11 protein-coding genes are annotated in these 11,591 nt (G+C 60.8%); 5 read left to right on the forward strand and 6 right to left on the reverse strand.

The features are described from left to right. The first annotated feature begins 2 nt into the window (after positions 1–2). Both ACSVHP_RS04360 and ACSVHP_RS04365 read left to right on the forward strand, forming a co-directional pair. Positions 3–2,984: a virulence factor SrfB gene (locus ACSVHP_RS04360; protein WP_417313666.1), complete on the forward strand. Its 2,982-nt coding sequence runs from the start codon at positions 3–5 to the stop codon at positions 2,982–2,984. Beyond that, complete coding sequence (locus ACSVHP_RS04365) at positions 2,981–5,152, forward strand: virulence factor SrfC family protein (protein WP_447551104.1); 2,172 nt, start codon at positions 2,981–2,983, stop codon at positions 5,150–5,152. The genes ACSVHP_RS04360 and ACSVHP_RS04365 overlap by 4 nt, the downstream gene beginning before the upstream one ends. 30 nt (positions 5,153–5,182) lie before the next feature. Here ACSVHP_RS04365 and ACSVHP_RS04370 read toward each other — a convergent pair whose 3' ends face one another. After that, positions 5,183–5,938, reverse strand: coding sequence for an alpha/beta fold hydrolase (locus ACSVHP_RS04370; protein WP_447551105.1), 756 nt, complete (start codon positions 5,936–5,938; stop codon positions 5,183–5,185). 86 nt (positions 5,939–6,024) lie between these two features. After that, positions 6,025–6,198, reverse strand: a complete 174-nt coding sequence (locus tag ACSVHP_RS04375; RefSeq protein WP_003856960.1) for a GhoT/OrtT family toxin — start codon at positions 6,196–6,198, stop codon at positions 6,025–6,027. A 242-nt stretch (positions 6,199–6,440) separates the two neighbouring features. Between ACSVHP_RS04375 and ACSVHP_RS04380 the strand changes: the two genes are divergently transcribed. The 3 genes from ACSVHP_RS04380 to ACSVHP_RS04390 are packed head-to-tail and all read left to right on the forward strand — an operon-like array spanning position 6,441 to position 7,335. Continuing rightward, positions 6,441–6,767 (forward strand): DUF1971 domain-containing protein, encoded by a 327-nt coding sequence (locus tag ACSVHP_RS04380; protein WP_234672296.1) that lies wholly within the window; start codon positions 6,441–6,443, stop codon positions 6,765–6,767. Positions 6,768–6,794: 27 nt separating this feature from the next. Continuing rightward, entirely contained in the window at positions 6,795–7,148 is a 354-nt protein-coding gene (locus ACSVHP_RS04385; RefSeq protein ID WP_234672294.1) for a DUF1971 domain-containing protein, read from the forward strand. A gap of 4 nt (positions 7,149–7,152) precedes the next feature. Then, positions 7,153–7,335, forward strand: coding sequence for a DUF1869 domain-containing protein (locus ACSVHP_RS04390; protein WP_014070439.1), 183 nt, complete (start codon positions 7,153–7,155; stop codon positions 7,333–7,335). A gap of 39 nt (positions 7,336–7,374) precedes the next feature. On the opposite strand, the gene patD is transcribed toward ACSVHP_RS04390, so the two are convergent. Genes patD through ACSVHP_RS04410 form a run of 4 tightly spaced genes read right to left on the reverse strand, consistent with a single transcriptional unit; the run spans position 7,375 to position 11,579 of the window. Then, complete coding sequence (patD, locus tag ACSVHP_RS04395; protein WP_447551106.1) at positions 7,375–8,799, reverse strand: aminobutyraldehyde dehydrogenase; 1,425 nt, start codon at positions 8,797–8,799, stop codon at positions 7,375–7,377. A 24-nt stretch (positions 8,800–8,823) separates the two neighbouring features. Then, the gene (locus ACSVHP_RS04400; protein WP_417313406.1) at positions 8,824–9,630 is read right to left on the reverse strand and encodes an ABC transporter permease; all 807 of its coding nucleotides are present in this window, start codon (positions 9,628–9,630) and stop codon (positions 8,824–8,826) included. Next, complete coding sequence (locus ACSVHP_RS04405) at positions 9,620–10,564, reverse strand: ABC transporter permease (RefSeq protein WP_234672288.1); 945 nt, start codon at positions 10,562–10,564, stop codon at positions 9,620–9,622. Before ACSVHP_RS04405 ends, ACSVHP_RS04400 begins: the two co-directional genes overlap by 11 nt. 1 nt (position 10,565) lies before the next feature. Continuing rightward, complete coding sequence (locus ACSVHP_RS04410) at positions 10,566–11,579, reverse strand: ABC transporter ATP-binding protein (protein WP_447551107.1); 1,014 nt, start codon at positions 11,577–11,579, stop codon at positions 10,566–10,568. Positions 11,580–11,591: the final 12 nt, after the last annotated feature.

The following is an 11,591-nucleotide window of genomic DNA, read 5'->3' on the forward strand; positions in this document are numbered from 1 at the left end:
CTATGCTGGTAACTCTTTGCGACTACAAACAGAGCGTCACGCTCATTGCCAACAGCGGCGTGCAGTTTCTGGATTTTGGCCTGACCCCGCAGGATACCGCCAGCCACGGCCGGTTCGTGCGCAAAACGGCAAACGGCCCCCTGCTGCGTCTGGATTTCGACCTGGTCAACGGCCGCTATACGCTCCCCGGCGCAGGCGGCGCACAGCCGGAAGTGGTGAAGCCCGAAAGCACAATACCGCTGCTTCAGTCACTGAACGTGCTCGACGGCGTGTGGCTTCCCGTACCTTTTCTGCGCTTTAACCCGCCGCGTACCTTTGTGGACGGCCCGGACAACTGGGCGCGCGTTCAGGTGCGCAGGCTAGATGCCCCTGACGGCGCCGGAAACACCCATCGCGTCACCTTCGCCCTCGACAGCCAGATTGCCGGACACGCCACCTCCGCGCTCTCGCCCGTGGAAAACGATATCCTCAACGGCACCCGTTTTGCGCTGGCCTGGCGCGATGACGAAGTGGCAAGCTTCCTCGATCAGACCTGGATCGACGGCTGGCTGCGCGAAGCCTTTAGCCAGTTCGCCACCGGCGTTGAGAACCGTTCCGAGCGCGACCTCCAGCAGGCGATGCGCAGCTTTGAGTATCAGGCGCACTGGCTGAACCTGCTGACGATGCTCGGCGAGCAGCTCAGCGTGCCGGAAGTGAAATTTGTCACCCACACCCTGAGCACTCCTGCCATTCCGGTGGATCTGATCCTCGACGTGGGCAATACCCACACCTGCGGCGTGATCGTTGAAGATCACGGGGATGCCAACGACGGCCTGCGCCAGACCGCCGAGCTACAGGTGCGCTCGTTAAGCGAGCCGCAGTTCCTCAACGAACCGCTCTTCACCAGCCGTCTGGAGTTCTCCGAGGCGCGTTTTGGCAAGCAGCACTTCTCGGTGGAAAGCGGGCGTGAAGATGCCTTCGTCTGGCCGTCCATCGTGCGCGTGGGCGACGAGGCCCGCAAGCTGGCGATGCAGCGCCTGGGAACGGAAGGCAACAGCGGGATCTCAAGCCCGCGCCGCTATCTATGGGATGAAACCCCGGTGGTGCAGGACTGGCGCTTTAGCCAGATGAACGGCAAAACCCAGCGTGAACCCTTAGCCACCGCGTTCCCGCTGATGAACCTGATGAACGACGACGGCGAGCCGCTGTTTACCCTGCCGCAGGACGAACGTCTGCCAGTCTTCTCGCCGCAGTACAGCCGCAGCACGCTGATGACCCACATGCTGTGCGAGCTGCTGGCGCAGGCGCTGGGGCAGATCAACAGCGTGGCAACCCGTCTTCGCCTCGGCTTCCCGGCCTCGCCCCGTCAGCTTCGCACCCTGATCCTGACCCTGCCGTCGGCAATGCCAAAGCAGGAGCGTGAGATCTTCCGCCGCCGCATGTTTGAAGCCATTGCTATCGTCTGGAAAGCGATGGGCTGGCACCCGCAGGATGAAGATTTTGCCAGCCGCAAGCAGCAGGAAAAGAGCGTGGTTCCGGTCCCGGAGATCCAGATGGAGTGGGACGAAGCCAGCTGCGGCCAGCTGGTGTGGCTCTATAACGAAGCCATTTCGCATTTCGGCGGGCAGACGGAAGCTTTCTTCGCGTCCCTCGCCCGTCCGGACAGAGCGCCAGAGCCGGGCGTTCAGCCGGGGCGCGCCCTGCGCGTCGCCTCCATCGATATTGGCGGCGGCACGACGGATATGGCGATCGTCCACTATCAGCTTGACGACGGCTCCGGTAATAACGTCAAAATCACGCCTAAGCTGCTGTTCCGCGAGGGCTTTAAGGTTGCGGGGGATGACACCCTGCTGGACGTGATCCAGCGCTACGTGCTGCCCGCCCTGCAAACCCAGCTGCAAAAGTCCGGGATTGCGGACGCCTCACTGCTGATGGCCTCGCTGTTTGGCGATTCCGGGCGTATCGATACGCAGGCGGTGCTGCGCCAGCAGACGGCGCTTCAGCTCTTTATGCCCGTCGGTCACGCTATTCTCGCGGCCTGGGAGTCAAGCGATATCGACGATCCGCTGGCCGGACTGCACGCCACCTTTGGCGATCTGCTGAGCCAGAAGCCGACCCGCAACGTGATGAACTATCTGCAACAGGCCATCGACCACGCGCTGCCCGCGGGCTCTGAAGCCTTCGATCTGTTCGCCGTGCCGCTGCACGTCAATTTCCGCGAGATGCAGGACGCGATGCTCGCCGGGCAGTTTACCCTCACGGCTCCGCTCCACGCGGTGTGCGAGGCGATCTCCCATTACGGCTGCGACATCCTGCTGATCACCGGACGACCGGGCTGCCTGCCGGGCGTGCAGGCGCTGATTCGCCATCTTCAGCCGGTGCCGGTGAACCGTATCGTCTGGCTGGATAAATACCAGGTGCATGAGTGGTATCCGTTCAGCCAGCAGGGCCGCATTGGCAACCCGAAATCAACCGCCGCGGTGGGCGCAATGCTGTGCAGCCTGGCGCTCGATTTGCGCCTGCCGCGCTTTAACTTTAAAGCGGCAGATATCGGTGCCTACTCCACCGTGCGCTACCTCGGCGTGCTGGATAATACGGTGAATACCCTGCGCGACGAGAACGTCTGGTATCAGGATATCGATCTGGATAAACCCGGCGCGAAGCTTGATGCGCGCCTGCACTTCCCGCTGCGCGGTAACGTCACGCTCGGTTTCCGCCAGCTGGCAAACGCGCGCTGGCCCGCCACGCCGCTTTATACCCTGAGCATCAACTCCGCCGAGCTGGCGAAATCCATCGCCGGGGACGGGGTGCTGAACGTGCGCCTTACGCTGCGCGGCGGCACGAAGCAGGAAGGCCCGGAAGCCTTCGAACTGAGCGATGCCTGGCTACAGGACGGTACGCCGGTTCCGGCAGATGCCTTAACCTTTAAACTGAATACCCTGGCCGATCGCCGTCATAGCGGTAGCCACTACTGGATCGACAGCGGGAGCGTATACCTGAAATGACTGCGACGACTGCCACCACTCAGGCGTTAATCGAGTGGATCAACGACACGCGCCAGCACGCCCCCGTTCTGGATAACGACGCCGACGCCCTGCTGGCCCGGCTGAACGCCGCCCAGGCGCGGGAACAGGCCATCGATCGGGCGCTGTTGAGCCGCAGCAGTATCGGCCTGTACGGTCATTCCCAGGCGGCAAAGGCGCACCTGCTGGCCTCCCTGTGCGGCAGCGGCAACGGTCGCCTGAACGTATCGCCGGGACAGCGAACCTTTGACTATTTTGCCCATATTAACCCCGGCCACGCCCTGACCAACATGGCGGTTCGCTTTACCCGCGAAAGCCGCGATATTGCCGATGATGCCTTCCCGCTGCGCCTGAGCCTGGTCACGGAAGCCGAGCTGGTTCAGCTGTTTATTGCCCGCACCACGCTGCATCCGCAGATCCGCCCGGTGGACAAAGCGGTTATTGAAACGCGCCTGGAGAAATGGCGCGCGCTGCGCCAGCCTCAGGGCGTTCCCGGCATTACCGCGCAGGAGGTGGGCACCATTGCACGCTTCTGGCAGAGCACGGTGCCGGGTGCCAGACAGCAAATCGACGATGCCCTGTGGCACCAGTTTGCCCTGCTGGTGCCGTCGCTGGATCTTAGCACCCGCGCCAGCGTCTGGTCCCTGCTGTGGGGCGAACAGCAGGAGCTGACGCAGCAGTGGCTGAAGCTGGCGCACGTGCTGCACCAGACCAGCCACGCCCGGGAGCTGGCCGCACCGCTCAGCCTGCTGGTGGACAACTTCGGCCTGCCGGGTGAAGGCTTCCTGACCCACGGCGACTTCACGCTGCCCGACGCGCAGGAGACCCTGCTTCACCCGCTCAGCAACGGCGACATGCTCAACGCCGTCAGCCTGCCGGTGGATGTTCTTGCGTTTCTGACCCGCGAGCTGGTGCTGCCGGCCGAAAACGGCGTGCTGGACGACGTGGATATCATTGATATCCCCGCCCTCAGCGACAGCACGACGCCGCTGTTAACCCAGGCAAAATGCCTGTGGCTGCTGGAGCACTACCGCCAGCAGCTTCAGCCGGACGTGCTGGTTATCTGCAACGCCACCGCCGGGCACGAACAGACGGCGAAAACGGCAAATATGCTGCTTAACTGGGTAAAAGAGACGCAGCCCTCCGTTGAGTCGGCCCTGCCGGGGCTGGTCTGGGCGATTACCCCGCACGACGCGCGCTTTACCACCAAACAGAATCTCGACGAGGCGGTACAGCACCTGCTCGGCAAGCCCGGACAGCGCTGGGGAACCTTGCAGGCGCTGGACAGCCACAGCATGCAGCGCATGGTGGAGTGGCTCTCTCAGGCCACCTTACCCGCACAGCGTCAGGCACGCCTGCGCACGCTGAAAACGCTGTTGCAGCAGGAGCTGGCGTCGCTGATGCACTCTTACGCCCCGGCGGCGCAGGATCCCGCAGCAAAACGCGCCCAGGCTGAGAGCATGGTGCGAATGCTGCAAGCCAGCGCCGCGCGTCACGGCGAGCTGCTCGAAGGCCTGCTTCCGCCGTTAAAAGCCTTCGAAACGCTGCTGGCTGTCCAGCAGCCTCGCGAAGAGCAGGTCAATGGCCTGTTCACCGACGTTATCGACCTGTTCGCTGAAAATAGCCCGGAAAATCACGGGCTATTCCAGACCAAAGACAAAGCCCGGCTCGCGCATAAGGTGTGGATCAATCACCTGCGTCAGTGGAGCCGTAACGACGCCGCGGCCGCCCGCTTAGGGCTGGAGCCTGCCGTGTTGCAGCAGGTTGCGGACGTGCTGGTGACCAGCAGCTACCGTCTGGATCTGCCGCAGCAGCTGCACCAGATTGTCGAGACCGATAAGAGCAGCGCGGCGCAGCTCCACGCGGTAATGGGCAACTTTATCGGCTGGCTGGGGTATGACCACGCGGAAATTTCCGGACGCCCTGCAAGCCGGGTGCGTAAAGGTCAGGCCATCTTTGTGACGCCGGTCGTGGATAGCGCAACCCCGCGCCTGACGCGACTGGGAGAGCAGCCGATACACGCCGCCACGGTTTACGTATATGACTGGCTGGTCGCGCTGTATACCCGGGCGATTGAGAATATCGAGTACCAGAATCCGCACGATGTTCAGGAAAAAGCCCGGATGGCGCTACAGACGTTATTACACTGATATTTCGGCCCGCATCCGTGCGGGCCATGATCACCGCGCCATACAATCGGCCAGCGTCTGCGCCAGCGCGGAGGGGTTTTCCCAGGACATTGAGTGCCCCGCCGCTGGGATGATTTTCACCTCAACGCCCTTCTGCTTCAAAGTATCCACATCGTTATCCGGCAGCGACAGCTCGCCGAAAATCAGCGTGACCGGACAGCGAAGTGACAGGAACTGCGCCTCCCATTCCGGTTCAACGCCCTCCACCAGACTTGTTGCCCCGCGCCAGACGGCGTAAGGCGCATTGCTCTGAAGGCACCCCGCCCACGCCGTGGTTTCTGCCCGCAGCATGGCGTCATAACCCTGCTCAAGAAAGGCTTTCTCGGTTTGTGCCGCAATCGATCGGCTGAACATCCCTCCGCCCGCGTGGAAATTAGGTTCCGACACCATCAGCCCCTGAACGCGCGTGCCCAGCAGCCCTGCCGCTTCAATAGCAATACTGCCGCCCATGCTGTGACCATAGAGCCAGACGGATTCGAGTTTGAGATGGGTAATCAGCTCCACGACGACACGGGCCTGATCGCTCGTTCGGTAGCGGTAGTTCAGTGGTTTATCGCTGTAGCCGCTGCCGGGCAAATCGATAATGATGGCTCTGCGCGCGCCAAAAAGAGGGTCGCGGACGACGCGGGGATATTCATAGGAAGCGGCGCAGCCCAGCCCGTGAATGAACACGACGGGATCGCCCGTGCCGGGCAAATCTTGCCAGCGTACGGTGCAACCGGCCTGCTGCGAGTAAAAACTGTTCATAAGCACTCCTTTTATGACTCACTGTGTATTTATACAGTGAGTGCATCCGGAATGCTATGTGCATCTTTTAAAACTGGAAGCGTGCTTCAGAAAAGCGAGATCAGCAGCGCGACGGGAAAGCTCATGGGCCAGGTGGATCCCACAAGAAAAGCGCTGAGCAGGCGGATACGTTTACGGTCTTTGGAGAGGAACCAGGTAATTAATGCGCAGATGGACGCCATGATTGCGTAGAAAACCAACATCTTTTGATACAACGTCATTCTTAATTCCAGAGCCGAAAAAATAACCGCACGCAATATGCGTCATATGTTGATACAGATCAAGTTTTTTCGTTACAGAGTAACCACTTAAATATTAAGGATAATAACAATTGAGTATTTTCCGTTACATCTCCGGAGAAGGCCTGTGGCTTTTTGGGATAACATGCATTTTAAATGCACTTATTGATAAATATGCACGCGCCCAACGCGCTCTAATAGGGGAAACATAAGAGGGAGAAAACATGCTACGCATTCCGCAAAGTTGTATTCACACCCGTTCCACCCCGTTCTGGAACAAAGATACCGCCCCGGCAGGCATTTTTCAGCGCCATCTTGATACAGGCACGCGGCCGGGCGTCTACCCTCGACTTTCCGTGATGCGGGGGACGGTACGTTACTTAGGCTATGCGGATGAATTTACGCCCGAACCTGACAGCGAGCTGATTATCGAAGCCGGTCATTTTGGCGTGTTTCCCCCCGAGCGGTGGCACCATATTGAAGTAATGAGCGATGATACTTTGTTCAATATCGACTTCTTTGTCGAACCTGAAGTGCTGAGATCTTTGTGAGTCTCAGACGCTAAGAAGGAAATCATTATGCTTCGTATTCCTGAGAATTTTGTTCACACCCGTTCTACCCCGTTCTGGACTAAAGACACGGCGCCGAAAGCCCTCTTCACCCACCACAACACCAAAGCAGGCGTTTATGGCCGCCTGTCGGTGATGCAGGGCGCGGTGCGCTACTTCGGCTTTGCCGATGGCGATGCCACCGAACCGGATCTGGAGCTGGTTATCGAAGCGGGGACGTTTGGCATCTCCCCGCCGCAGAAATGGCACCGCATTGAGCTGCTGACCGACGATACTTATTTCAATATCGACTTCTTCGCCGATCCGGCGGTCACGCTACAGGGTGCGGGCATAGGAAAAGTGGTTAATACACATAAGGAGTAACGTCATGGGCAAAGCAACCTACACCGTCACGGTCACCAACAACAGCAACGGTGTGTCGGTAGACTATGAAACGCAGGCCCCAATGGAGCTGTTAATTCCCGACGTCGCCGCAGACGTGGTGAAAGATCTGGTGAATACCGTGCGCGCGTACGACACGGAAAATGAGCACGAGGTATGCGGGTGGTAACGCGTCTGGCCGGGCGCGATGCCCGGCCTGCGTTGCAAATCAGTGTTTCACCATGACATGCCGCACTACCGTGTAATCCTCCAGGCCGTACACGGACATATCCTTTCCGTAGCCTGACAGCTTCATCCCGCCGTGCGGCATTTCGCTCACCAGCATAAAGTGGGTGTTTACCCAGGTGCAGCCGTACTGTAACCGGGCGCTCAGACGATGGGCGCGGCCCACATCTTTTGTCCACACGGAGGATGCCAGGCCGTACCGGGAGTCGTTCGCCCACGACAGCACCTGCGCTTCGTCCTCAAATTCGGTCACGCTCACCACCGGGCCAAAAACTTCACGCTGCACGATGGCATCTTCCTGCTTCGCGCCGGCCAGCAGGGTCGGCTGGAAGTAGTAACCCTCGCCCTCTCGCTGGCTGCCTCCGGTCACTACGCGGATATGGCTCAGCGCTTTGGCTTCGTCCACCGCCTTGCGGACGCGCGACAAATGCGCGGCGGAACTCAGCGGCCCGAGCTCGGTAGATTCGTCGTCAGGCGCGCCCATTTTCAGGCTGGCAACGGCGGCGCCCAGTTTTTCCACCAGCGCGGGATAGATCCCTTTTTGCGCATAGATACGACAGGCGGCGGTGCAGTCCTGCCCGGCGTTGTAGAAGCCAAAGGTGCGCACGCCCTCCACGACCGCATCGAGATCCGCATCGTCAAACACAATCACCGGCGCTTTACCGCCCAGCTCCATGTGGGTGCGCTTAATGGACGACGCGGTGTGCCCGATAATGTGCTCCCCGGTGGCAATGGAGCCGGTCAGCGACACCATGCGCACCTTTTCATGCCCGGTCAGCGGATCGCCAACGGTTTTCCCGCGCCCGAACAGCACGTTCAGCACGCCTGCCGGGAAGATATCTTTTGCCACGTCGGCCAGCTTCAGGGCCGTCAGCGGGGTGATTTCCGAAGGCTTAATCACCACGCAGTTCCCTGCCGCCAGCGCCGGGGCCAGCTTCCACGCCGCCATCATCAGCGGATAGTTCCAGGGGGCGATAGAGGCGACCACGCCCACCGGATCGCGGCGGATCATCGACGTATGGCCCTCCAGATATTCCCCCGCTGCCAGACCGTTCAGGCAGCGCGCCGCCCCGGCAAAGAAGCGGAACACGTCCACCACCGCCGGGATCTCATCGCCCGCCACGCAGTGCAGCGGTTTGCCGCAGTTCAGCGACTCCAGCTTCGCAAAAGCGTCAGCATGTTCTTCGATGGCGTCAGCGAGTTTCAGTAAACACTCGGAACGGGTTTTCGGCGTGGCGCGCCCCCATTCCTCAAACGCGCGATCCGCTGCCTGCACGGCGGCGTCAACCTGCGCGGCAGAGGCCTCAGCGATGTCGAGCAGCACCTCTCCGGTGGCGGGGTTATAGACCGGCTGCGTTTCACCTTCGCCCGTCACCAATTCACCATTAATCAGCAGTTGAGTTTGCATAGCATTGTCCTGTTGAAATCGAAGTTATTTCCCGCTTCCGGCAATGCCTTCGCCGTCGCGGGTTAGCCACCAGGCTCCCAGAATGGGGATGGTTGTGACCAGCATCACCAGCAGCGCAACCACGTTGGTGACCGGCACGTCGCGCGGACGGCCAAGCTGGTTTAACAACCACAGCGGTAGCGTGCGCTCGTGCCCCGCCGTAAAGGTCGTGACGATGATTTCGTCAAACGACAGCGCAAACGCCAGCATCCCCCCGGCCAGCAGCGCCGAGCCCAGATTGGGCAGCACCACGTAGCGGAAGGTTTGCCAGCCGTCGGCGCCCAGATCCATCGACGCTTCCACCAGGCTCCAGGAGGTGCGCCGGAACCGGGCAATCACGTTGTTAAAGACCACCACCACGCAGAAGGTGGCATGACCTACCACAATGGTGAAAAATCCCGGCTCAAGATTAATAGCCTTAAACGCCGTCAGCAGCGCCAGACCGGTGATAATTCCCGGCAGGGCAATCGGCAACAGCAGCAATAGCGAGATGGCGTTTTTGCCAAAAAATGAGCTTCGCCACAGCGCCGCCGCGGCCAGCGTGCCGAGTACCAGCGCGATAGCGGTCGAGAGCGCGGCGATTTTAAGTGACAACGTCACGGATTCGAGAATATCCGAGCGCCCTGCCGCCACGCTAAACCACTTCAGCGTCAGCCCCTGCGGGGGAAAGCTGAATGCAGCATCTTCGGTATTGAAGGCGTAGATGGCGATGATCAGCAGCGGAAAATGCAGGAATATCACCCCGCCCCAGGCGGCGATTTTCAGGAACAAAGGCGCGCGCTCAGAGTGCATCGAAAGCTCCCAGACGCTTCACGAACGCCAGATAGAGAGAGATAAGCACAATCGGAACCAGCGTGAACGCGGCGGCCATCGGCATGTTGCCAATGGCCCCCTGCTGGGAATAGACCATGTTGCCGATAAAATAGCCCGGCGGCCCCACCAGCTGCGGCACGATAAAATCCCCCAGCGTCAGCGAGAAGGTGAAAATCGACCCCGCCGCGATGCCGGGGATCGCCAGCGGCAGCACCACGTAGCGGAAGGTCTGGCGCGGACGCGCGCCCAGATCGGCAGAAGCCTGCAACACAGAGGCAGGAAGCCGTTCGAGCGCCGCCTGCACGGGCAGGATCATAAACGGCAGCCAGATATAGACGAACACCAGGAACCGCCCCAGCCCGGAGGTCGACAGCGTGTTGCCGCCCACGGCGGGCACCGTCAGGATCGCGGTTAAAATTGGCTCCAGCCCCATGTGATTTAAAAACCACTGGGCGACGCCGTCCTTCGCCAGCAGCAGCGTCCACGCGTAGGCCTTAACGATGTAGCTCGCCCACATCGGCAGCATCACCGCGATATAGAAAAAGGCCTTCCACTTGCCGCTGGTGTAGCGCGCCATATACCAGGCCATCGGGAACGCCAGCACGGCGCTGGCTATCGTAACGGCAATCGCCATCACCAGCGTGCGCAGGATGATGTCGTAATTCGCCGGATTAAACAGCGCCAGGATGTTCGCAAAGGTCAGATCCGGCGTGACCGACATCGTGAAGTCGTCGAAGGTGTAAAACCCCTGCCAGAGCAGCGTCAGCAGCGATCCCAGATAGACAATGCCGAACCACATCAGCGGCGCCAGCAGAAGCAGGAACAGCCCCAGCGACGGTTTGCGCCAGAACAGTGCGGTAATACGGCTGACTCTGCCGTGGTGCGAGGGCGTCGGGGAAACGCTCATGTCCATTTCACCTCTCCTCATGCAGGCGCACCATCGCCTCGCGCGACCAGGAGGCCAGCACCTGCTGCCCCGGCTCCACGCCTGCGGGTACGGATGCCCCGCTGAGATTGGCCTGGCTCACCAGCAGCTTTGCGCCGTCCGCCAGCCGCAGTTCAAAGCGCGTGGCCGCCCCCTGATACTGGATCGCCTGCACCACGCCCTGGACCTGAACGTCCCCGCCCTCATTCAGGCGAATATGTTCCGGGCGGAGCGAATACGTGCCCTCAAGGCCGCACACCCGCCGGGCAATACTGGCATCAAAGACGTTAGAGGTGCCGACGAAGCTCGCCACAAACGGCGTGCGCGGGCGCATATAGAGCTCGCGCGGGGTATCGACCTGCTCAATGCGCCCGTTATTGAATACCGCGACCCGGTCAGACATCGACAGCGCCTCGCCCTGATCGTGGGTGACGAAAATAAAGGTGATCCCCAGCTCCTGCTGGAGCTTTTTCAGCTCGAACTGCATCTGCTCGCGCAGCTTGAGATCGAGCGCGCCGAGGGGTTCATCCAGCAGTAAGACGCGCGGCTCGTTGACCAGCGCACGGGCAATCGCCACGCGCTGGCGCTGTCCGCCGGAAAGCTGCGAGGGCTTGCGCGCCACGGCAAAGCCCAGGCCGACTTTATCCAGCGCTTCTCGCGCCCGCGCGTGACGTTTTTTCTTGTCGATGCCTTTCACCATCAGCCCGTAGGCGACGTTATCGAGGATCGACATATGCGGGAACAGCGCGTAATCCTGGAACACGGTGTTCACGTCGCGCTCCCAGGGCGGCAGTTCGCTGGCCTCTTTGCCGAAGATTTTGATCGCGCCGCCGCTCAGCTGCTCAAACCCGGCGATCAGGCGCAGGCAGGTGGTTTTGCCGGAGCCCGAAGGCCCCAGCATGGAGAAAAACTCCCCGTCACGAATGCCAATGGTGACCCCATCCACCGCCCGCACGTCGCCGTACAGACGTGAAACGTCACTGAACTCTACTGCGTAGGTCATGTTCTGCTCCCG

Source organism: Enterobacter sp. 186315 (genome assembly GCF_053290175.1).